This window comes from Sediminicola sp. 1XM1-17, from assembly GCF_037203765.1.
Lineage (GTDB): Bacteria > Bacteroidota > Bacteroidia > Flavobacteriales > Flavobacteriaceae > Sediminicola.
In genome coordinates this window covers 41,956-63,711 of record NZ_JBBCAS010000012.1, presented here as the reverse complement: position 1 = coordinate 63,711, position 21,756 = coordinate 41,956, and the positions used below count along the sequence as shown (strand labels likewise).

Here is a 21,756-nt window from a genome sequence, read left to right as displayed (position 1 = left end):
TTTGAAGTATAGCGAAGTATATCTTTTTGTGGTTTTCAAAGCGGAGCTTTGCAGGAAAGGCGCAGCCAATCCTGATTCTGGTCCCGTTGGATTTTCTATTTTATTTGTGGATAGGTTAAGAGCGTCTGTTTGTTGGTTTTCAAAGCGGAGCTTTGCAGGAAGGGCGGAGCCAATCCTGATTCTGATCCCGTTGGATTTTCTTTTTAATTTGTGGATAGGTTAAGAGCGTCTGTTTGCTGGTTTTCAAAGCGTAGCTTTGCAGGAAGGGCGGAGCCAATGCTGAATCGGATGTTCTTAATGTCCTATGAAATCTTTTCGTTGAGCAGGGCCAAATATTGGTGGTGCAATTCTAGGTTTCTATTCACCAATCCCAAATGCTCATCATGGGTTTTTATATGTTCAGAAAGAGAAGCAATGGTTTTGATCTGGTCATTGGAATATGTTGCGTTGGACTCCATTTTGGTTTCCAAAGATTCCAATCGCTTATGAATCTGATTCAAATCCTTTTCTAAGGAGATCAATACTTTTGAGTTCTGATCTAGTAGCTGTCTTAAGTTTCCTATTGCCCCTTCAATGGTATTTACATTATGTTCCATATGAAATAATTCTCAATATTAACGATTTGATACTGTCAAATCCCAATAAATATAGCAAATATTCTCATTGCGACATATGAATTAGAGCATAATGTTCATGAAGTTATGTTGAGGGCCACAGTATGATGCAATCTACCCTATGGACACCTTCTTGCCAACGATAGCGTCCATAATGATCTTGGCATGGATCCTTGAATTTTCAATAAACCATTTATGGGTTTCCATCCCGCCACAAATAACCCCGGCTAAATAAAGTCCGTCTACATTGGTCTCCATGGTATCTTCATCATAACTCGGCAACCGCTTGTTGTCATCTGAAAGTTGGATTCCCAATTTTTCCAGAAAACCAAAATTGGGCTTATATCCTGTAAGTGCCAGGACATAATCATTTTCTATGCTCTTGATCCCTTCCGGAGTATCAATCACAATGCTGTCTTCAGTAATTTCTTTGACGTTGGCATTGAAGTAGGCCTTTATGCTGCCTTCATTAATCCTATTGATAATATCTGGGCGTACCCAATATTTTACCCGTTGTCCCACGTCCTCTCCTCTGATGATAAGACTCACATCGGCACCTTTTCTATAGCATTCCAGTGCGGCGTCCACGGCCGAATTACTGGCACCGATGACCGCTAATTTCTGGCTCGCATAAAAATGGGGTTCCTTGTAGTAATGGGAAACCTTGTCCAGTTCCTCCCCAGGAACGTTCATGTAATTGGGTATATCATAAAACCCAGTGGCAACCACTACCGATCCTGCTTTATAGGTGTCCTTGTTGGAGATAACAGTAAACGTATCCCGATCCTTGGAGATGTGTTCAACCTTTTCAAATAGATGGATCTTTAATTTATTGGTGGTGACAATCCTTCTGTAATATTCAAGGGCCTCATCCCTTTTGGGTTTGGCTTCCTTGCTGATAAAGGGAATCTCATCAATCTCCAGTTTTTCAGAAGAGGAAAAGAACTGCATGGTCATGGGATAATTGTACAGGGAATTTACGATACATCCTTTTTCGATGATCAGATACTCCAAACCTTTTTTCTTGGCTTCCAGGCCACAGGCTATCCCTATGGGTCCACCTCCTACAATTATAACATCGATATGCTTCATTATTATCCTACAATTTTCTTCAATTCTTTTATGGTTTGGATAGGATTGCTGGAATTGAACACAAAGCTACCCGCAACCAGGACATCCGCACCGGCATCTATCAAATCCTTCGCATTGTCGGCATTAACGCCCCCATCTATTTCAATAAGGGTATGTGCCTTTTTTCTGTGGATCAATTCCTTGAGGGCCCTGATCTTGTCATAGGTATTTTCAATGAAGGACTGCCCTCCATATCCCGGGTTTACGCTCATCATACAAACAAGGTCAATGTCATTGATGGTGTCCTCCAACAAATGGATGTTCGTATGTGGGTTAAGCGCTACACCTGCCGTCATTCCCTCTGCTTTAATGGCCTGCAGTGTTCTGTGCAAGTGCGTGCAGGCTTCATAATGTACGGTTAGGTTATTTGCTCCCAGGGCTGCAAAATCCTTGATGTAACGATCTGGATCAACAATCATCAAATGTACATCTATGGTTTTGTCGGCATGTTCGGCAATAGCTTTCAAAACAGGCATCCCAAAGGAGATATTGGGGACAAAAACCCCATCCATAATATCGATGTGAAACCAATCGGCCTCACTCTGGTTAACCATTTCTATGTCTCTTTGAAGATTGGCGAAATCTGCAGCCAATAGGGAAGGGGCAATGATTTTTTTGTCCATATAAAGTAACTCAACACGTTTTTACAAAGGTAGTGAAATGTTGTGTTACTTAAGAATGGTCATATTCACAGAAGGTGTGGGTGTATAAGAATTTTAAAATTTTTGTGGGACTATAGGGGTATTTATTTATACCATCTTTTTTTGTTCTTTTTGGACGCTTCCGATTTTCTGCCTTTTTTATATTTGCTCCCTTTTTTCTTGTGTACCTGTGGTTTGGCCTTGGGGTCTAATGGGTAGGGGTGGTCTTCTATGACTTCCAATTGGGTGAAGAGCAGTTTTTGGATATTGGCCAAATACGTTTTTTCATCAGCCGAGCAGAATGAATAGGATTTACCGGCATTTCCGGCCCTACCGGTCCTACCTATACGGTGCACATATGTTTCTGGTACGCTGGGCAGGTCAAAGTTGATCACCGCATCCAACTGGTCTATGTCCAATCCACGGGCTGCAACATCGGTGGCTATGAGTATGGCAGCCTCTTTATTTTTGAAATTATTGAAAGCCTGTTGCCGTTCACTTTGTGATTTGTCTCCATGAAGACTTTCCGCTTTAAAGTTATTTCGGATCAAGGTCTGCTCCAGCTTGTCCACTCCGTACTTTGTTCGCCTAAAAATGACAATAGTCCCTTTAATGGTATTTCTGAGCAGGTGCAGGCAAAGTTCAATTTTATCTGGTTTTGGTACGTAGTACAATAGCTGTTGTACGTTTTCGGCAGCTGATGAAATAGGGGCTGCCTTTACCGTATCCGGATTTTTTAAAATGGCCCCTGCCAATTGTGTTACCTTAAAGGGCATGGTTGCCGAAAAGAGCAAAACTTGTTTGTCCTTGGGGCATAGGCGTTCTATTTTTTTTACATCATCAATAAATCCCATGTCCAACATAAGATCTGCCTCATCAAGAACCAGGGTTTCCACGTAATCCAAATTCACCACATCTTGTTTATGGAGGTCCAATAACCGTCCGGGTGTTGCAACAAGGATATCTACTCCTTTTTTAAGACTTTCGATCTGAGGTTCCACAGAAGTGCCACCAAAGACTAAAGCCGTAGTTAGGTTGGTATACTGGGCGTAGGCTTTAAAGTTCTCGGCAATTTGAATGGCCAGTTCCCTGGTAGGGCTGATCACCAAAGCTTTGACCGTTTTCCCTTGTTTAGGGGCATCCTGTCTGTCGTACAATTGCTGTAGAATGGGCAGCGCATAGGCAGCGGTCTTTCCCGTTCCTGTCTGAGCAGAGGTAATAACGTCCTTTTTTTTCAAAACCAAAGGGATGGTCATCTCTTGTACGGGAGTTGGCTCATCATAGTTCATTTCGGCGATGGCCCGTAAAATGGGTCTGTTCAACTTTAAATCTTTAAACGACATAGGATATTGGACTTTTATTATACCACAAAGGTAGGTTAAAAAGGACATTTGCTACAGCGGGTATTGCGTTATCCTATTTTTCTGGGCTTGGAATTCGATGGAGGAGTTGAAGTTATAGGAAGAATACACCATCCATCATGGGTTTTAGAATTATATGGATCAGCTCTATAATGTCAATAGACCGAGTGATCTTAGGGTGAGCATTGGCTTGGAAAACCAAAACAACTCAAAGTCTTCCATATGGTTTTCGAAATCGGACTTCAACTGGCCAAAGGTTACCGTGTTCCCTTGATGTACTGAAATTTTCTCCAAGGTGTTCATCAGCCATTCCCCATGTTCTTTGGATAGGGCGATCTCATTGCTTTCCATTTTTCCATGGAATAAAAGTTTTAGGACTTCCCAGGTCTGCCCCTTTTTAGATTTGCTGATCACCGTTGCCATGGGTTTCCCGCCCAACCATATTATTTTTGCATTTGGCCGTACGGTGAATTGTGGAGGTGCCTCCAGGGCATTGGCTATATAGTTTTTTTCGATGGTAGTTTTCGGAATCTTAAAATCGAACCATTGTTGCAAGGGAAAATCGAACCCTATGCCATGCATAAAATTGAATAGGGATTTCTTGAGCCCATAGCTGAACTGGTCATGGTCTATGCCTGTGGTATCCGTAAATTGTACGTCGTTATTGGCAAATGTTATGGGCTGGTAATCTGGAATAATATGATAATCGGAAGGGTTTAATCCCACGGGACTATGCGCCGTTAGGGCAAACTGGTGCCAGAACCCGGATTGGAGAATTCCCAGTTCAAACATTTGTCGCACCATTTCAAGACTGTCCACAGTCTCCTGTACTGTTTGTGTAGGGTAGCCATACATGAGATAGCAATGGACCATGATACCGGACTCCGTGAAATTTCGGGTCACCTGGGCCACCTGCTCCACGGTCACCCCTTTTTGGATCAGGGCCAATAACCGGTCAGAGGCTACTTCCAGTCCGCCTGATACTGCGATACAACCGGACGCCTTGAGTAGCACGCAGAGGTCTCTGCCAAAATTTTTCTCGAATCTGATGTTGGTCCACCAGGTCACCGATAAGTTCCTTTTTATAATCTCTAGGGCCAAGGCGCGCATAAGGGCCGGGGGTGCGGCCTCGTCCACAAAATGGAATCCCCTTTCCCCGGTCTGTTCTATGAGCTGTTCCATCCTGTCCACCAACAGTTTTGCGGCAATGGGCTCATAGATTTTTATATAATCCAGGGAGATGTCACAGAAGGTGCATTTGCCCCAATAACAACCATGTGCCATGGTCAGCTTGTTCCATCGGCCATCGCTCCAAAGGCTATGCATGGGATTGGCTATTTCAATGACGGAAACGTACTGGTCCAGCAACAGGTCCGAATAATCTGGAGTTCCCACTTCACTCTGTTTATAATCGGTGCGGGGAGACAGGTTGTTGTAAAATACCTTTCCATCCTTTTTTAAAAAGGTTCGTTTTAACATGGAGCTTCCGGTTTCGGATTCACTCTCCATACAATGGGAGACCAAGAGTTCTATAGGGAGTTCCCCATCATCTAGCGTGATAAAATCAAAGAAATCAAATACACGCACGTCGGAGACCGATCGAAGTTCCGTATTGGGGAAACCCCCACCCATGGCTGTTTTAATTTCTGGGAATTGTTGATTGATGAACTGGGCACATCTAAAGGCACTGTAAAGGTTTCCTGGAAATGGAACCGAAAAACAGACCAGTTTTGGCTGTACGGTCTTAATGCGCTTTTCCAAGATATCAAGGGTGATCTGGTCTATATGAGTGTTCTCTTTTTGGAGATGGTCATAAAGTTCATCAAAAGAATTGGCACTTCTTCCCAACCGTTCAGCATAACGGCTGAATCCAAAATTATCATCCAAACAATCCACGATAAAATCGGAAAGATCTTCCAAATAAAGTGTTGCCAAGTGTTTGGCTTTGTCCTGAATGCCCATACTTCCAAAAGCCCAGTCCATATCGTCCAATTGCTCAAACCTTGACGCTTGGGGCAAAAAAAATGGGGTACAGATCTGTCTGCCAAAGGTGGCATTGTGTCCTTGTAAAAAGGAAATGATGGGTTCTATGGTATTAAGGTATTCTTCTTTTAATGCATAGATCCGCTGGCTATTGGTGCTTTTTATAGTATCATTTGCCATGGCCAAATTAAAAATCTCCTGTAGCCCCTTTTGGGAGAATAACTCCAAGATTACCTCAATCCCCAGATCCATTTGAAAGGCATCGATGTTCTTGGTGTTCAGAAACCCCTTTAGATAGGCCGTCGCCGGATAGGGCGTATTCAGCTGTGTAAATGGTGGAGTTATGAGTAACAGGTCTTTCAATGGTGTTGGATTAATTGATTGGAAGCAAAAGCAATAAAAATTTCCCTGCAAAAATAGTGGAAATTTAGGAGGGTAGAGAAAGGTTTGTTCAAACAGTTGTGGTTTGATTCCTTCTGTATGGTGAATGAAGTACTTTAAAGTATAAAACGGGGTCTTGAGACCCCGTTTTTAATTGAATGTTGTTATTGCAATGAAAATATGACCCCCTGATAGGGGAGTAGGTTAATAGTTTCGTCCTTGATATCGATGGACTGAAGGTTGTTGATTACTTCCTCTTTGATAGATTTGGCCTCCTTTAGGGAAATACTGGCGTTCTTCTCGGAAAAATTAAGGACTACCAACATTTTTTCACCCTTCCACATTCTGGTATAGGCATATATTTGTTCATGTTCCGGTTGTAATAAGGTGTAGGCTCCATATACCAAGACCGGATTGCTTTTACGTACTTCTACCATACGCCTAAAATGATTGAGCACAGAATTTGGATCGTTCTTTTCTGACTCAACATTAATGGTTTTATAATTGTCATTGACAGGTAGCCATGGCGTTCCCGAGGTGAAATTGGCATTTGGGGAACCGTCCCATTGCATAGGGGTCCTCCCATAATCCCTAGAACCGAACTTTAGGTTTTCCATATAGGCTTCAATATCCCCACCTTCGTTCACTACCTTTTTATAGCCGTTGATGGCGGCAATATCCTGGTATTCTTCTATGGTTTCAAAACTGCTGTTGGTCATCCCCAGTTCATCCCCAAAATAACAATAGGGGGTACCACGCATGCTCAGGATAAATGTATTGAGCATTTTGGCGGAAGGAGCCCTGAATTTGGGACTGTCGTTTCCAAACCTACTGACCATTCTTGCTTGGTCATGATTGGCCAAATAGATGGATAGCCAGCCTTCCTTGGCGAACTCTTGGTCCCAACGGGTAAACACTTCTTTGAAATGGGAAAGGCTATATCCTTCCGGTTTGGCAATATCTACGCCTTCAAAGGCGTAGGCCATGTTCAATTCGTTGCGATCCGCATCTACCAGATTATGGGCATCTTCAAAATTTCTACCTGCCCCTTCGGCAACACTCATCACATCGTACTTACTGAAAACCTGCTCATGCATTTCCTTGAGATATTCGTGTAGATTGCCCTGCACAGCGTAGTACTGAATGAAATTGGTCTGTAAATCATCAGGGAAAGCAGGGAATGTGGTGTCCTTGGCTGCAAACTGAAAGGCGTCCAAACGGAATCCATCAACACCCTTTTCGGCCCAAAACTTCATGATATCGTACACTTCTTGTCGCACCTTTGGATTTTCCCAATTTAAATCGGGCTGCTTTTGGGAGAAATAATGCAGGTAAAAAGCGTCTGAAATGGAATCATATTTCCAGGCATCTCCTTTTTCATCGAAAAGACTGTACCTATAATTGGGCTTACCTTTTTCTGCAGGCCACCAATGGTAATAGTCCCTAAAGGGATTGTCCCTGGAGCTTCTGGATTGTTTGAACCATTCGTGTTCATCACTGCTGTGGTTTACCACCACGTCCATGATCAGTTTGATACCTCTGTCATGCATGCCTTTCAAAAGCATATCAAAATCTTCCATGGTACCGAAATCGGCCATGATATTGCGGTAGTCGCTTACGTCATAACCATTGTCATCGTTTGGAGAGCTGTAGATAGGATTTAACCAAACTGCCGTAACTCCCAAGTCTTTGATATAATCCAGCTGTTGGATGATTCCCTTTAGGTCTCCCACGCCATCCCCATCGGAGTCCTTGAAACTTCTTGGGTAGATCTGATAGATAATGGATTCTTTCCACCATTTTTCCTCAGATTGGGAAAGGTCTTTCTGTTCTTCCTTTTTTTTGCCACAACCAATTAGGAAAAATAATGCGAGGAGGGGTGTGACCAATTTGTTCATTTTCGTTTTGGTTGTGGTGATTTATAAATGTAACACTTTAATCAATTGAATTTCAATTGCTAATTCAAATTAATATGTCCGGTTAGATAAAGGGTACATTGGCCGCTGATCTCCACCCTATCTTTTAAATAGGTGCATTTAAGGTAGCCTTTGCGCGCTGAGAGTTGAATTGCTGTCATATCTTTTTTGTCCAATATATTGGACCAGTAGGGTGTTAAAGTGGTATGCGCAGAACCGGTTACCGGATCTTCGTCTATCCCCGATTGTGGAGCAAAAAATCGGGACACAAAATCTACATGTTCGCCCTTTGCGGTAACAATTACCCCTCGGCCTGGTAATGCTGCTATAGCCTCCAAATTGGGTTTCAGGGACAACACATCACTTTCGGAGTTATAGACCAACATATAATCCGTTTTCCCTTTGAAAGATGCAATTGGTGGAAGATTAAAGCTTTTGGAAATTTCTTTGGTAAGTTCAATTTCCTGGTATACATCCGTAGGAAAGTTTAAAGTCAATAATTGTGATTGCTTTACTACGGTCAACCTGCCACTTCTGGGAGAATGAAAGTGAATAACATCGCCTTTATGTCCTTCATGGTTGAACAGGACAAAGGCAGCGGCCAAGGTTGCATGCCCGCAAAGGTCAACTTCTACCTTGGGTGTGAACCATCTCAGTTCATAGGAGTTTTTATCCTTGACGTAAAATGCCGTTTCTGCTAGATTGTTCTCTTGGGCTATTTTCTGTAGCAATTCGTCTTCCAGCCAATGTTCCAAAGGACATACGGCAGCAGGATTGCCAGAAAACACCTTATCCGTAAAGGCGTCTATTTGATATATTTTTTGTGTCATTAAAGGGTGTCGTCTAAAACTTTATTTATTTGATCATGTTATTTAAAACCAATCGTTATTCTGCCTTTTTCCTTGAGCATATCGTTCACTTTTGGAAGGTTGGATTGTAGGGTGTTATTAAGATCGCTTAATAAACCGTCCAATTCGGCAGATAATTCTTTAAAAACAAGATATGCCCCATCTGTTGGTTTGGCATCCCCATCCTCCAGACTTCTTCGCAAGGAGGCAAGTCTATTGTTCAGTTTGATCGGGAAGTTTAGGGGGTCTTGTCCGGATTGGTTCTTCACCTGATAGAGTTCCTCCTCTATTTGGGCCATTTTTGGTAATAAGGATTCGGTGGCTTTTGTGAATTCTGAAGAATTCAATGCTTCCTTATGCTCCTTGAGCTGTTTTCTTATACTTCGTATTTGGATAACGGCTTCATTGGCTTCGCTGGTCCTATTCTTGATTTTCGTGGCGAGCTCAAACTGTTCCTGAAGATCCTCAGGGGTAATTCCTTTGAGGTTCGGGTCCATTTTTATGGCAAAATCATAGGTCTGTTCCACATCTCCTACTTTTAATCGCACCTTATAATTGCCCAAGGGCGCCTTTGGTCCACTTTGGGGGCGGGCACTCCATATGATCATCCCATCAAAGGTGGTTGCCCCTGGATAGCGAAGGTCCCATGTAAAGGTATTGAGGCCTTTGGCAGTGGTAGGTTTTGATGATCCTCCTCTTTCCCACCATGGAATATTGGGGTCTACCTCATACTTGGGCTTGCTGCCCGTAAAGGATGATATAAGCTGACCTTTGGCATCCATAATATCAATGGTAATGGTATCTATTTCGGACTTTAGGTAATACTGAATTTGGGCATCGTAGATACCGCGAATAGCATCGGCAGGCTGAAAAAGTACGGCAGTTTCGTTTTTCATTTTATCCTTGTACTGGCGTAAGGGCTGAATATTGTCCAAGATCCAGAACCCACGGCCATGTGATCCGAGGACCACATCGTTATCCTTGATGACCAAGTCTCGGATCGGGGTGTCCGGAAGTTTTAATTGTAGGCTTTGCCATTGGGCACCATCGTTCATGGAAAAGTATACCCCGTGCTCTGTGGCCAGAAACAATAGTCCATCTCTTTTTGGGTCTTCCCTAACCGCCCTGGCAAAATGCCCATCGGCTATACCTTTGATTATTTTGGTCCATGTCTTGCCATAGTCATGCGTCTTGAAGACATAGGGCTGCCGGTCATCCACTTGATAGCGATTGGCAGCTACATATAAGGTTCCAGGTCGGTGTGTGGACTCTTCTATGATACTCACCCTAGAGAATTTTGGTAGGTCTTTGGGAGTGATATCGCTCCAATTTTTTCCACCATCCCTGGTGATATGTATTTTTCCATCATCCGAGCCGGCCCAAATAGTGTTGATATCGTGGTTGGATGGTGCAAGGGCAAAAACGGTGGCATATATTTCCGGCCCGTTCATGTCCATAGTGATCACACCTCCTGTTTTTCCCAGTGTGGAAGGATCGGCATAGGTGAGGTCTGGACTAATTTTTTCCCAAGTTTGACCGTCATTGGTGGTTTTCCAAACATGTTGGGAGCAGGTATACATGACAGAATCGTCCTGTGGGGCAAACATGATCGGGAACGTCCATTGCCACCTTTCTGGAAGGGCACTGGCAGGCTCGCCCGAGAAGAATCTGGGGTAAACCTGAATGTCTCTCGATTGGCCATTGCTACGGTCATAACGGGTCAGCAATGCTCCCTGGCTTCCGGCATAGAAAATATCCGGTTTGCTTGGGTGTTGGGTGATCCATCCACTTTCGCCACCTCCAACGGCATAATACCATCCGTGGTTAGGTCCCCTGGCCATCATATGTTCCCATCCATCGCTGGGAACGGCAACAGTACTATTGTCCTGTTGGGCACCTGCCACATGATAGGGCACATCGCTGGTAGCCATTACATGATATAATTGGGTAGTACTGTAATCTTGTTCGGTCCATGTTTTGCCTCCATTGATGGTTACATTGCCACCTCCGTCATTGGCATTGATCATACGGTCAGGATTATTGGGGTCTATCCACAAGTCATGGTTGTCCCCATGGGGAACCTCAATTGTCTTGTCAAATGTTTTGCCACCGTCCGTGGATTTGTAGAGTCCGGTATTTAAGCCATAAACCGTTTCTCTGTCCCACGGATCGGCATAAATTCTGGAATAATAAAAAGCACGTTGGCGTAATTTGCGTTCATCATTGGTGCGTTCCCAGGTCTTGCCACCATCATCGGAGCGAAAAACGCCTCCCTCATTGGCCTCCACGATGGCCCAAACTCTATTGGAATCGGCAGGGGATACGGTCACCCCAATTTTTCCCAAGGGACCTTCTGGCATCCCCGGATTTTTTGAAAGATCGCTCCACGTTTCACCGCCATCTACGGACTTCCAAAGCTTGCAATCGGGACCGCCGCCCCACATTTTCCAAGCTTTTCGCTGTACTTCCCAGGTGCTGGCATATATGGTTTTGGGATTGTTCCTATCCAAGATGAGGTCCACTGCTCCTGCTTTTGGCCCTGCATACAACACTTTTTTCCAAGTAATCCCGCCATCCGTACTTTTGAATACGCCACGTTCTTCGTTGTCGCCATAAGGGTGGCCCAAAGCTGCTACATATACTATATTGGGATCTGTTGGGTGAATCCGGATACGGGCGACCGCCTGGGTATCCTTCAATCCCATATGTCGCCATGTTTTTCCACCATCGGTAGATTTATAGACGCCGTCTCCCTGGGTGATACTCCCTCTTAACTGCACTTCGCCCATACCAATGTAAACAATATCTGGATTGGTTTCCGCCACGGCTACGGCTCCTACCGAAGAGCTGGTCACTTGACCGTCGGTCACCGGGAACCATTCGTTTCCACCGTCCACAGTTTTCCATAATCCGCCACCGGTAGCCCCAAAATAATACTCATAGGGTCTTCCAGGACTTCCCGCAGCGCCCAAGGACCGCCCACCACGTAATGGGCCAATATTGCGCCATTCCAATCCTTCATAAAAATCCTTTGGGATGGAAGTGCCTGTTTCAAGCGTACTTTGTGCTTTGCGCTGTGCAGAAAGGGAAAGAACGGAACATAAGAAAATGGCTAAAAATGCGGCTTGGTAAAACTGCTTCATAGTTGGTGGTTTTGTTTGGTGATGTGCATTAAAAGTTCAAGGTGCTGAAGATAACAAAAACCAAAAAAATATGGAATGGATTTATAGGGAAAACTAAGTTATAGGAAAAACTGAGTTATAAGAAGTAGCGGTGTCAAAGGTTTAAAGACTCTTTTTGGAAAGGATACCGGTTACAACCAGGCCAACGCCTAGACCAATGAACATACAGCCAGCAAATAGCAATGGCGAGCGCTCCAAATAAAATAACCCTATTCCCATTCCGATAAGTAAGCCGCCTCCAATGGCCCAACTGCTTTTATTGTCTTTTTTGTTTGTCATGGTGTTCATGATGAAATGATTGTTCCCTAAAGATAGTCCTTTTGTCAATACCCACTTAATTCTTTGAAAATGGTGGTCCATGAATCCACATCTCCTTGTTTTTTCCCCATGCGTACTATAATGATGTTCTTTTGAGGGAATATGTAAAGGTATTGGCCCAAATGCCCAGTGGCCGAGATGATATATGGAGTGTTGCCATCTTTGCTGTGGAGCCACCAAAAATTTTCATAATAAAGGTCATCTCCAAACTCATTCAATTTATGATCTGGGTCTATGGCAGTACTTTCATTGATCCATTTCTCTGATATTAATTGTTGGTCGTTCCATTGTCCTTTTTGTAATACAAGTCGACCAAATTTCGCAAAATCGATGGCCATTAAATTTAGCCCACTTTCCATTTTGGTCATTCCCGAACCCTCGCTGTCCATACTCCAAGATCCGGCGTATTCCATTCCCAGTTTGTTCCAAATATGGTGCTCAAAATAGGCAGCCGGGGTTTGTCCGGTCGTATTTTCCAATAACATACCCAAGAGGATGGGATTGTACGAATTGTAATGGAAGCTGCTGTTGGGAGGGGCGGTCATGGGCAATTCCATTATCCGGTCCCGAAGCTTTGGCTTGTAGTAGGCTTTTGGTTTATCGCCCCAGGGGAGGTCGTGGTCTTTGAACTGAATTCCACTACGCATATCCAAAATGTGGGAAATTTGGAGCTGATCGTATTGGGGGTCAACTTTTTTAAGTTCAGGTAGATATCGGATAATCCGGTCTTCTTCTGATTCAATATATCCGTCATCTATAGCTTTGCCCACTAGAAGTGAGGTAATGGATTTTGCGGTAGAGAACGAGGTATTTATGGAAGCACGGTCATATCCGTTGGCATACTGTTCATAAAGGAGGCTATCATTCTTGATAAAGAGGAAGGCTGTAGTTCCGCTCATGGGGACAATATCCTGTAATCGTTTTTTCTTTTGACCCCTAAAAGTAACTTCTTTAAGGCCAAAATCTGACTGTGGGGAGGCTATAAAATAGAAAGGTTCTTTGGAAGCGCTAAAATGATGTTTTGGAAATTTTTGATGATCCAAAATATCCGAGGCGCGCCATTTGATCCAACGCCCTATATAAGTATCAGTGCTGCATTGCGTGTATAAAAGGATACACATGCCAATGACCAAAAGGATTATTTTTGTTCCTGTTTTCATGCCCGCCCATATCACTGTGTATTAAGATAATGAAAAGTGGGGATATTACTTAGAAATTGGTCTGGAGATGATCCTTATTGATTTGAAGATGTTCCATATGATGTCCCATCAAAACCTTCTTTCCGACACTTTCAAATCCCAGATTTTGATATAATTTTTTGGCTTTTGGATTGTTTTCATCTACCAATAGACCCAACGTTTCTTTTTTGTGGTTCACATAGGTGTCTATGGCATGTTGCAACAATTGGGTGCCTATGCCTTTTCCCTGCGCTTTATTAAGGACCGCTAGGGTATCAATGTAATATTCACCGGCCTGTGTTTCATCTTCCACAAATACGTTGGTGTTATAGTGTTGTTGGCTATACTCCAGGATAGGCTTCCTAAGGATCCATAAATCTGACCCCTTATATATGTTGATGGCTCCTATGATTTCATGGTCGTTTTCGGCTATATAACAATTTTGGTAAGAGTATTGATTGTTTTCCCGTTTTGTGAAGTGATTTAAAAATTCTCTCGCTTTACCACTGTCCTTTTCGCCAATGAATTTATAGACCATATTATCCAAAACCATTAGTAGGCAATCGGTAATGGTTTCGGCATCTTTGATAGTAGCCTTTCTGATGTTCATTTCCAATAGGGTTTATACCATGGGTTTGGGATAAATATTTGTAAATATAGTATTTGTCAAGAACTCCAACGGATAAAAGCAATAGGCCCAAACGCTAACGTTTGGGCCTTTTTACTGTATGTTTTATTTTCTAATCGGCATACGCTCCTGAGGAATAGGTAAGTTCATAACTATGTGTGTAGACCTCGAATACGATTCCGAACGGGTCCTCAACATAGCACATTTTATAGGGTTTTTCATTGGGGTAATATTCCCTGATGGGCATTCTTTGTTTTCCTCCGGCATCAACAATCTTGTTTACTAAATTTTCTATATCCGGATCTTGGATACAGAAATGAAAAAGACCGGTGTTGAACGGATTGAATTCCGGAGCTTCCTTGATCCCGTGGGGAAAAGAAAAAAGTTCTATTCCAATCCCATCGGAAGTTGATAAGTGGGCAATCTCAAATTCGGTCCAATCTTCCCCAAAAACGTCAATACACATTTGCCCTATGGCAGTTTCTCTCTCCTTTTTAACTGTGGAAGGCTGCATGATAAGGTACCATCCCATAACTTCGGAATAGAATTTTACCGCCTCTTTAATATTTGGCACTGTAATCCCGATATGGGAAAAGGATTTTGGATAATTATTGTTCAATTTCATAATGTTCTATTTTAATGATTAGGCAAATTTAGGTTATATTTGTCCAGATAGCAATAACTTACCTAAAAGTGATATAGTTACCAAAAAGAGTGAATTGCAGTAAATTATGATATAAATACATGAATATAAAAAAAGATAATACCTGTCCCTTGCATGTAACCATGGAACTAATTGGGAACAAGTGGAAGCCTTTGCTCCTGTTCCATTTATTGGATGGACCGTTGCGGTCAGGGGTCTTGCAAAAAACAATTCAAGGAATTTCCAACAAAATGTTCACCCAAACGGTTAGGGAACTGGAGGTTGATGGCCTTTTGATCAGAAAGGTATATCCTGTGGTGCCTCCCAAGGTAGAATATGAATTGACGGTCTTGGGGAAATCCCTGGAAACTATTCTGAGGGATTTGGATGAGTGGGGCAAAAGGTATGTACAAGAAACGTCCTAATATTCCTTTGGTCTTATTCCACATTTAAATTCCAAGACAGCCTCGAAACCCTCTTGATGCATAGTAGGAGGAAGCGCCATTGTGATAGATAAATACGTGGCCATACCTGAAATCTCCAAAAATAGCTCCACCTAGTTTCCGAATTTCAGGGGGTGTTTTTAACCAGCTGGAGGTTTTGGTATCGAAATTTCCATATTGTTGCAGGACTCTATATTGACCTTCCGTTAATAGCTCTATTCCCATAGCGGAGGCTATTTCCATTGCATTGTTCTTTGGTTTATTTTCTTTTCTCGAGGCCAATGCCTCTAGGTCATAGCACAGGCTTCTTCTTCCAATGGGACTTTCGGGGGAACAATCATAAAATATGAATTTATCTTTCTTTTCCTCATAACCAACCACATCTGGTTCTCCTCCGGTATTTTCCATTTGGTGAAGGGACCACAGTGTGGTTGGATTTTCTTCCAACTTGTTTTTAATTTTATTCCATTCAAGACCTTGGTGGCGGTTCATGTTTTTCTCGAAGCGCACTTTTAAGATATTAAAAAGTGTTTCGCGCTGTTCCAGTGACAATTCCCTCTTGTTTTCCATGGTAATTATCCAATAATGAATTCCTGTTTGTCTATTTCAATGATTTTATGCAGCCATTTCCTTTAGGGCATTGACGAAAATATCCAGTTCTGCGGTTGTTGTAAATACATTTGGAGTAATCCTACAGCCATGTACGTTGGCATATTTAATGGCTACGGTAAATATCTTATAGTGGTCCAAAAGCTTTTTAGCCAAAACGTCCGGTTCCATCCCGTCAATACCTACATTGGCAATCCCACAGGCCCTTTGAGATTCCATTGGTGTATTCACTATGATTCCTTTGTAATCTCTTACTTTATTGGTCCAATATTCCTGTAGGTATCTCAAACGGGCCTCTTTTCTGGCGCCGCCCAGCATATTGTAATAATCTATAGCGCTTTCGATGGTCAAATCGTGGTACAAGGGTATAGTCCCAGTATGGTTCAATCTTGAGATATCCCCTGCCTCTCTTTTATCCTCTGCAAAAAGTGGCCAAATACTATCAATATGCTCATCGGCTACATACAATAAACCTGTCCCAAGCGGAACTGCCAACCATTTGTGTAGGCTGGACCCATAGAAATCGCATTCGAGATCCTTGATGTTAAATTCAAAATGGCCCACACAATGGGCCCCATCGACCATCACTTTGACCCCTTTGGAATGGGCCATCTGACAAATCTTTTTAATCGGTAAGATTTGTCCGGTAATATTGATCATATGGCAGACCATGAGCAATTTTGTCCTAGGGGTAATAGCCTCTTCGTATCGGGCAACTATTTCTTCATCGGAATTAGGGTGATTGGGTACGGAGATTACCTTATTGATGGTCCCGTAGCGTTCTGCAACCTGTTCGAACATCAATTTCATGGCCCCGTAATCTTGAAGTGCATATACCGCTTCATCTCCGGCTTCCCAAGACATGCCGGTTATGACCATGTTCAAAGATTCGGTGGTATTGCGGGTTATGATGACATTTTTTGCAGAGGTTCCGATAAGGTTGCCCAATTTTTCTGACATCCTTTTTTTATTTTCCCATTGAACAGTACGCATATAGTACGAGCCTTCATAATTCACCATGTCTATGTTCTTGTGAAGGGCATTGAGCGTTGGGGTAGGGATGATGTTGTAATAACCGCTTTCTAGATTGATATAATCTGGTTTGAGCTTGTAATCTTTTCGGACCTCTGACCAAAAATCATCGCTTAAAGCCAATTTTTCTGCAGGTACCTGTGATATTTCATTGAGGGAGGAAGCAAAAGCACTACCCAAGAATGGTGCGCCCAATGCTGCCAACGATATATTTTTTAGAAAATCACGTTTTTTCATATCCACCGCTTTTCTATAAATATACTGAAATAATAGTATCGGTATTCCTAAAGATTTGTCCAGATATATGCCATCAAACAATGTGAATATACCTGTGTTTTTATAATGAACTATGTGAACCTTAATAAATTATGTACTAAAACTAAGTAATTCGTCGTTTATTATTGTAGATAATCCTATATTCACGATTTTTTAACCCAAACGAATAAATTTTTATCCCATGCGGAGATTCAAAATCTTAGTAGGACCTACGCTTTTAATTATATCACTATTTGTATTGGTCTTTTTTTGTATTAAAAATTTTTCCTCTCAAGACAATGAAAAGGTCGTTGCCACATCTCAACCGATAAAAACCTTGATCAGTCAGAAAGAGGTGGAACTTTATAAATTGCACCAACAGGAATTGAAGGATGCCGTAAAGGCCTATTTTGATAAGGCTATTGCTTCAGGGGATATCGTCGGTGCCGGAGTAAGCATCGTAATGGAGGATTCCATTGTCATTTCCGATGGTTTTGGTAAAAGGAACATCAACTTGAATGATGGGGTTGATGGGGAAACCATTTTTAGGTTGGGTTCACTATCCAAAGGATTTGCAGGGGTCTTGGCGGCTAATTTAAAGCAGGAGGGCAAATTGCATTGGGAAGATAAGGTCAGTGACTTCATACCGGAATTTCGGTTGGGAGATAGGAACAACACGGAAAAAATTACACTTGCCAATATATTGTCACACACTTCGGGCACCCCTTACCACAGTTATACCAATCTAGTTGAGGCAGGGTTGCCATTGGCTTCCATCGCAAAACGTTTTAAAGATGTGGTGCCCATATCAAAACCAGGATTGACCTACAGCTATCAGAATGCCATGTTTGCCCTTTGTGGCGAAATGATGCGCAAGGTAACAGGACAAGAAATAGATGAAGCCTTGAGCAACAAGTTTTTTAACCCTTTGGGCATGTGCACAACCTCCATGGATTATGAATCCTTGGAACAGGCTGATAATGTTGCCCTTCCCCACTCACAAGGAAGGAACAGTTGGAGAACGCTACAGTTGAATGACAATTATTACAATGCCATTGCCGCTGGTGGTATCAGTGCCAGTGCCCTTGATATGGGAAAATGGATGCGATTTTTATTGGGTCACAACCCTGAATTGATGGACAAGTCGGCCTTGGCAGAAGCCTTTAATCCTTTTGTGGAAATAAAGGGCAACAGCAAGTATTACCAACGTTGGCCCGGACATTTGACTTCTTACTATGGCTTTGGTTGGAGGATCCATAAATTTATGGAAGACGAAACCCGTCAGGAAAGAACCATGTGGCACCACGGTGGCAGTGTGAACAATTATAGAAATGAAATTGCGGTATTTCCCGAGGCAGATCTTGGTATCTGTGTGCTTCTGAACAGTAATTCCAAACTCGCCAGAGTAGTGATCCCTGACCTGCATAGGATCGTAAAGAAGGTCTATGAGAAGAAAGACACCAAATTGGCACATAATACCAGTTCGAAGACCAAACCGAATTCTTAGGGGAATATAAAACTTGATTAATTATAGTGTTGTCAATTTTTGATTGACCTGGTTAGCACCTGGCAGTCTTTCGTTTTTTGCCAACGCTGCCTTTGTCTATAACTTTATCTATATATGTGGTGGCAAGCGGCACTTTACAGGCGGTTCCGCCAACATCAACCGTTACCTTCCCTATTTCCTTGGCCACCTGCTGTGACTTATGGGTCAATGCTTCAATATAGGTGGCTACAGCGATCACAAAGCCATTCATGGTATATTTAACCCGGTTTTGGGCACTGTGAATCTCCTTTTTTACAGTATCAAGTAAATTTCCATAGGCGATGAGATCCAAATTTTCATCCTCCCGAACGGCCGCAAAATAGGCGAGGGTCGCCCAACCCGCAGAAGCGGTAGTTTCCTCATCCGATTTGATCCAATTGAGACCTAGTTCAAATCCGAAGGGGGTTTCAGCGGTAACCCATGGTACCGCATATTCAGATAGGTAGGACCAATATGCTTTGTCTACCCAATCTTCCAATTGCGCCTTCGTAATTTTCGTTTCGTCGGCCATTAGACCTGCCAGATACATGGCATCTGAATTTCCTGTGGCTTAAAGTTCCAAGGAAAGCTCGTGGTTTTTCTTTGTCTTTTTTAGAATTTTCTTCAAATCTTGGACCTTGACACCAAAAAAGGGCTCCTTTGCACCGTGATTCATCAAGGTATTTTTGGTCTGTTCGTCTCCGAAGGCTTCAAGCTCCTGTAATATTTCTTTTGATGTCATGGTATTGGCAGTTCTGCGTCTATTTCGGTTAAGCATTTAAATTTTTTGAACTTGGTTATAGTTCGATATCGTACGTAAAATACAAAATCTTTTGGAGTGTATTGAAATGGTTGAGGTAAGGATTTTATTGATGGTATTATATGTTTTAATTTTCCCTCTTCCGTCTAAAATGGTGTTGAAGCAGGTGATCAAAATACACCTTGGATTCAACCAATTCAAAATCCATTGCTTTGGGCAGATCAGCAAACAAAGATGTGCCGCCTCCCAAAAGAATTGGGAAGGTGGTAATGATCATCTCGTCAATGAGATCTTTTTTTAAAAAGCTCTGAATAGTTGTGCCACCATCTATATAAAGGCGTTTATATCCTTTTTGATGGATCTGTTCTAAAATTACAGGCAATGTACCTTTGACCAGGTATGCTTTTCCTTGATGACTTTCTGGGATTTCTTTTAAAGTATTGCTAAGCACGAACACAGGCTTTGTATAGGGCCAAACCACATCGAAGCCCAATACCGTTTCAAAAGTAACCCGGCCCATGACGAGGGCATCAATGTCTTCCATAAACGCCAAATAGCCCATGTCCTCATTTTCAGGGATAGCAATGCTATCAAGCCATGCGATTCCTCCATTTTTGTCCGCTATAAAACCGTCCAAACTTGTTGCTATGTAAATGCTGTTCTTTTTATTCATTGTAAGCTTTCGTGCCTTTAATTGGATGCTGAGGCTTTTATATCCTATCATTTTCAGAATTAAATGTGCCATCGCATCGCGTATTGTTATCGTCCGGTTTTAAAAATACAACATCCATGGATCTTTTGTAATTAACCCAGATATAGGGCTTTGTTTTAGAGTATGATTGTTTATGGTATTTCATGATGTAATATATTCTCTGTTGGAAGACCATAAATATCATCCCCATCCGTATAAATAAATTGTTTGCCATCATTGATGATAAAGGCGCTCCATCCGTAGGGTAAAATCCCTATTTTTTTTGGTTTTCCCCAAGTGGGATGGTCTCGACCGGTTGAGTTATAGCTTATAAAAAAACCCTGTTGTGATTGATCTCCTTCCATGTATCTCGTAAAAATAATAAAGCGCTTTTCTTTATCTACATAGGGACTGAACTCTGTTCCCAGTGTTGTATTCAATTCAGTTAAATTGTCCTCAATGGTCAGTATATCATCTTTCAATCTTGCTTGGGCAAGATCACCGCTATTTTTCAAAGTCTGAAAATATATCTCCATTTCGGTTAGCCAATAGAAGTATCCTCCCTCAATACCGGAAGATTCAGTTAAATTAATTTTGCTGGACCATGAATCGTTTGCTTTTTTTAACAACCAAATTTCTTCTTGGCTGTTCTTTCTGGTGCTGTATAAAATCTTGTCACCATTGGGGGAGATAGATGCATTATAGATGCTGTCCAATGCCCGTATAGGAATAGTTTCTGTAAATAATCCATTTTTAGCATGGGCAAAATATCCGCTTTGGTTGGCCCAATCAGATGTTCTGGTAAAAATCAACAAAGATCCGTCCCCAGAAAAACTAATGACATTCTCGGACCATTCCCCAGTGGATATGAGCCCTTCATAGTATTTGCCATTTTGTGAAACAAAATTTTTGTCATAATGGATCTCTCTAACTTGTACCTCTGAAATGGTATCGTGAATCACCTTTTTTCTAATGACCCACTCCCCGTATTCGTCTATTGAATCGTACTGAAATTTTCTGTCATTAAATATTTTTCCTTTGGTATTGGTGAAAAAAATTCTTTTTTCAAATCCTTCGTCCGTATAAAAAGTGGAATCAAAACCATGGGTCCTGTCACCGATAAACTCGGCGCGGAATGTTTTTTTATTCTTATTCAGGTTGTCTATCATCGTATAAAAGACCTGCCCAACAGAATCGATCCATTCCGTTACCTTGGTACTATCATTTTTAAAGGTTACTTTTTCTATGGAGAAATTAACAGCACCATCTTCACGGTATCGGGCACCTGTTTGAATATAGCTACTGTCGTATTCGTAAATATAATCAGTAGTCACTTGCCCAAGGGAGTCCAATTCCATCCATCGATGTGGCTCTCCATTATTAAAATAGTAGGTCAGCTTAAATTTGAACGGCAAATCATTTGATGACACAGGGTATTTATAGTAGGAGATTTTTTCAAAGGATGGATCGGGATTTGATTTTTGTTCCTTGGTTTCGTTGGCACATGATGGGGCGAGACCTATTAGAATTAGATAAAGAAGCTGTCTTAGGCTCATTCCATTGTTTTTAATTGCGACCAGTTGGGCTTTCAATTATTTAAAGAGAGTCCTGCAGTTA

General features: G+C 42.1%; 21 protein-coding genes. 3 read left to right on the top strand and 18 right to left on the bottom strand.

Going from position 1 to position 21,756, the window contains the following annotated elements; all coding sequences use genetic code 11:
* On the top strand, positions 1 to 223 hold a 223-nt coding region (locus WAA86_RS14805; RefSeq protein WP_337301799.1), incomplete at its 5' end, for a hypothetical protein.
* Positions 224 to 302: 79 nt separating this feature from the next.
* On the opposite strand, the gene WAA86_RS14800 is transcribed toward WAA86_RS14805, so the two are convergent.
* From WAA86_RS14800 to WAA86_RS14745, 12 genes are all read right to left on the bottom strand, one after another.
* Positions 303 to 596, bottom strand: a complete 294-nt coding sequence (locus WAA86_RS14800) for a hypothetical protein (RefSeq protein WP_337301798.1) — start codon at positions 594 to 596, stop codon at positions 303 to 305.
* 132 nt (positions 597 to 728) lie between these two features.
* Positions 729 to 1,706: a YpdA family putative bacillithiol disulfide reductase gene (locus WAA86_RS14795; RefSeq protein WP_337301797.1), complete on the bottom strand. Its 978-nt coding sequence runs from the start codon at positions 1,704 to 1,706 to the stop codon at positions 729 to 731.
* A 2-nt stretch (positions 1,707 to 1,708) separates the two neighbouring features.
* Positions 1,709 to 2,368, bottom strand: a complete 660-nt coding sequence (gene rpe / locus WAA86_RS14790; RefSeq protein ID WP_337301796.1) for a ribulose-phosphate 3-epimerase — start codon at positions 2,366 to 2,368, stop codon at positions 1,709 to 1,711.
* A gap of 122 nt (positions 2,369 to 2,490) precedes the next feature.
* Entirely contained in the window at positions 2,491 to 3,729 is a 1,239-nt protein-coding gene (locus tag WAA86_RS14785) for a DEAD/DEAH box helicase (protein ID WP_337301795.1), read from the bottom strand.
* Positions 3,730 to 3,894: 165 nt separating this feature from the next.
* Positions 3,895 to 6,093: a B12-binding domain-containing radical SAM protein gene (locus WAA86_RS14780; RefSeq protein ID WP_337301794.1), complete on the bottom strand. Its 2,199-nt coding sequence runs from the start codon at positions 6,091 to 6,093 to the stop codon at positions 3,895 to 3,897.
* A gap of 182 nt (positions 6,094 to 6,275) precedes the next feature.
* Entirely contained in the window at positions 6,276 to 8,009 is a 1,734-nt protein-coding gene (locus WAA86_RS14775; RefSeq protein ID WP_337301793.1) for a glycoside hydrolase family 13 protein, read from the bottom strand.
* Between the two features lie 59 nt (positions 8,010 to 8,068).
* Positions 8,069 to 8,857 carry a PhzF family phenazine biosynthesis protein gene (locus WAA86_RS14770; protein WP_337301792.1) on the bottom strand — a complete coding sequence of 263 codons (789 nt, stop codon included), beginning with the start codon at positions 8,855 to 8,857 and terminating at the stop codon, positions 8,069 to 8,071.
* 38 nt (positions 8,858 to 8,895) lie between these two features.
* On the bottom strand, positions 8,896 to 12,018 hold the full coding sequence (locus WAA86_RS14765) for a VPS10 domain-containing protein (RefSeq protein ID WP_337301791.1): 3,123 nt from the start codon (positions 12,016 to 12,018) through the stop codon (positions 8,896 to 8,898).
* Between the two features lie 141 nt (positions 12,019 to 12,159).
* On the bottom strand, positions 12,160 to 12,345 hold the full coding sequence (locus WAA86_RS14760; protein WP_337301790.1) for a hypothetical protein: 186 nt from the start codon (positions 12,343 to 12,345) through the stop codon (positions 12,160 to 12,162).
* 35 nt (positions 12,346 to 12,380) lie between these two features.
* Positions 12,381 to 13,535: a serine hydrolase domain-containing protein gene (locus WAA86_RS14755; protein ID WP_337301789.1), complete on the bottom strand. Its 1,155-nt coding sequence runs from the start codon at positions 13,533 to 13,535 to the stop codon at positions 12,381 to 12,383.
* Positions 13,536 to 13,584: 49 nt separating this feature from the next.
* Complete coding sequence (locus WAA86_RS14750; RefSeq protein WP_337301788.1) at positions 13,585 to 14,163, bottom strand: GNAT family N-acetyltransferase; 579 nt, start codon at positions 14,161 to 14,163, stop codon at positions 13,585 to 13,587.
* A gap of 130 nt (positions 14,164 to 14,293) precedes the next feature.
* A complete protein-coding gene (locus WAA86_RS14745) occupies positions 14,294 to 14,806 on the bottom strand; it encodes a lactoylglutathione lyase family protein (RefSeq protein ID WP_337301787.1) in 513 nt (170 codons plus the stop codon).
* A 119-nt stretch (positions 14,807 to 14,925) separates the two neighbouring features.
* Here WAA86_RS14745 and WAA86_RS14740 point away from each other — a divergent pair, with 119 nt between their 5' ends.
* Positions 14,926 to 15,249 carry a winged helix-turn-helix transcriptional regulator gene (locus tag WAA86_RS14740; RefSeq protein ID WP_337301786.1) on the top strand — a complete coding sequence of 108 codons (324 nt, stop codon included), beginning with the start codon at positions 14,926 to 14,928 and terminating at the stop codon, positions 15,247 to 15,249.
* Between the two features lie 24 nt (positions 15,250 to 15,273).
* On the opposite strand, the gene WAA86_RS14735 is transcribed toward WAA86_RS14740, so the two are convergent.
* Both WAA86_RS14735 and WAA86_RS14730 read right to left on the bottom strand, forming a co-directional pair.
* A complete protein-coding gene (locus tag WAA86_RS14735; protein WP_337301785.1) occupies positions 15,274 to 15,837 on the bottom strand; it encodes a DUF4256 domain-containing protein in 564 nt (187 codons plus the stop codon).
* Between the two features lie 45 nt (positions 15,838 to 15,882).
* Positions 15,883 to 17,145, bottom strand: a complete 1,263-nt coding sequence (locus tag WAA86_RS14730; RefSeq protein ID WP_337301784.1) for an aminotransferase class V-fold PLP-dependent enzyme — start codon at positions 17,143 to 17,145, stop codon at positions 15,883 to 15,885.
* Between the two features lie 220 nt (positions 17,146 to 17,365).
* On the opposite strand from WAA86_RS14730, the gene WAA86_RS14725 reads away from it, so the two are divergent.
* Entirely contained in the window at positions 17,366 to 18,670 is a 1,305-nt protein-coding gene (locus WAA86_RS14725) for a serine hydrolase domain-containing protein (protein WP_337301783.1), read from the top strand.
* 52 nt (positions 18,671 to 18,722) lie between these two features.
* On the opposite strand, the gene WAA86_RS14720 is transcribed toward WAA86_RS14725, so the two are convergent.
* The 4 genes from WAA86_RS14720 to WAA86_RS14705 form a co-directional block, all read right to left on the bottom strand.
* The gene (locus WAA86_RS14720; protein WP_337301782.1) at positions 18,723 to 19,238 is read right to left on the bottom strand and encodes a hypothetical protein; all 516 of its coding nucleotides are present in this window, start codon (positions 19,236 to 19,238) and stop codon (positions 18,723 to 18,725) included.
* Positions 19,239 to 19,259: 21 nt separating this feature from the next.
* The gene (locus WAA86_RS14715) at positions 19,260 to 19,466 is read right to left on the bottom strand and encodes a DNA alkylation repair protein (protein WP_337301781.1); all 207 of its coding nucleotides are present in this window, start codon (positions 19,464 to 19,466) and stop codon (positions 19,260 to 19,262) included.
* A 109-nt stretch (positions 19,467 to 19,575) separates the two neighbouring features.
* A complete protein-coding gene (locus tag WAA86_RS14710) occupies positions 19,576 to 20,193 on the bottom strand; it encodes a dihydrofolate reductase family protein (RefSeq protein ID WP_337301780.1) in 618 nt (205 codons plus the stop codon).
* A gap of 98 nt (positions 20,194 to 20,291) precedes the next feature.
* Positions 20,292 to 21,695, bottom strand: a complete 1,404-nt coding sequence (locus WAA86_RS14705) for a hypothetical protein (protein WP_337301779.1) — start codon at positions 21,693 to 21,695, stop codon at positions 20,292 to 20,294.
* Positions 21,696 to 21,756: the final 61 nt, after the last annotated feature.

Bases quoted from the DNA above. Each gene is read 5' to 3' on its own strand.
- WAA86_RS14800 (WP_337301798.1), bottom strand. From the start codon at position 596: ATGGAACATAATGTAAATACCATTGAAGGGGCAATAGGAAACTTAAGA.
- WAA86_RS14795 (WP_337301797.1), bottom strand. From the start codon at position 1,706: ATGAAGCATATCGATGTTATAATTGTAGGAGGTGGACCCATAGGGATA.
- rpe (WP_337301796.1), bottom strand. From the start codon at position 2,368: ATGGACAAAAAAATCATTGCCCCTTCCCTATTGGCTGCAGATTTCGCC.
- WAA86_RS14785 (WP_337301795.1), bottom strand. From the start codon at position 3,729: ATGTCGTTTAAAGATTTAAAGTTGAACAGACCCATTTTACGGGCCATC.
- WAA86_RS14775 (WP_337301793.1), bottom strand. From the start codon at position 8,009: ATGAACAAATTGGTCACACCCCTCCTCGCATTATTTTTCCTAATTGGT.
- WAA86_RS14770 (WP_337301792.1), bottom strand. From the start codon at position 8,857: ATGACACAAAAAATATATCAAATAGACGCCTTTACGGATAAGGTGTTT.
- WAA86_RS14765 (WP_337301791.1), bottom strand. From the start codon at position 12,018: ATGAAGCAGTTTTACCAAGCCGCATTTTTAGCCATTTTCTTATGTTCC.
- WAA86_RS14760 (WP_337301790.1), bottom strand. From the start codon at position 12,345: ATGAACACCATGACAAACAAAAAAGACAATAAAAGCAGTTGGGCCATT.
- WAA86_RS14755 (WP_337301789.1), bottom strand. From the start codon at position 13,535: ATGAAAACAGGAACAAAAATAATCCTTTTGGTCATTGGCATGTGTATC.
- WAA86_RS14750 (WP_337301788.1), bottom strand. From the start codon at position 14,163: ATGAACATCAGAAAGGCTACTATCAAAGATGCCGAAACCATTACCGAT.
- WAA86_RS14745 (WP_337301787.1), bottom strand. From the start codon at position 14,806: ATGAAATTGAACAATAATTATCCAAAATCCTTTTCCCATATCGGGATT.
- WAA86_RS14740 (WP_337301786.1), top strand. From the start codon at position 14,926: ATGAATATAAAAAAAGATAATACCTGTCCCTTGCATGTAACCATGGAA.
- WAA86_RS14735 (WP_337301785.1), bottom strand. From the start codon at position 15,837: ATGGAAAACAAGAGGGAATTGTCACTGGAACAGCGCGAAACACTTTTT.
- WAA86_RS14730 (WP_337301784.1), bottom strand. From the start codon at position 17,145: ATGAAAAAACGTGATTTTCTAAAAAATATATCGTTGGCAGCATTGGGC.
- WAA86_RS14725 (WP_337301783.1), top strand. From the start codon at position 17,366: ATGCGGAGATTCAAAATCTTAGTAGGACCTACGCTTTTAATTATATCA.
- WAA86_RS14720 (WP_337301782.1), bottom strand. From the start codon at position 19,238: ATGTATCTGGCAGGTCTAATGGCCGACGAAACGAAAATTACGAAGGCG.
- WAA86_RS14715 (WP_337301781.1), bottom strand. From the start codon at position 19,466: ATGCTTAACCGAAATAGACGCAGAACTGCCAATACCATGACATCAAAA.
- WAA86_RS14710 (WP_337301780.1), bottom strand. From the start codon at position 20,193: ATGGCACATTTAATTCTGAAAATGATAGGATATAAAAGCCTCAGCATC.
- WAA86_RS14705 (WP_337301779.1), bottom strand. From the start codon at position 21,695: ATGAGCCTAAGACAGCTTCTTTATCTAATTCTAATAGGTCTCGCCCCA.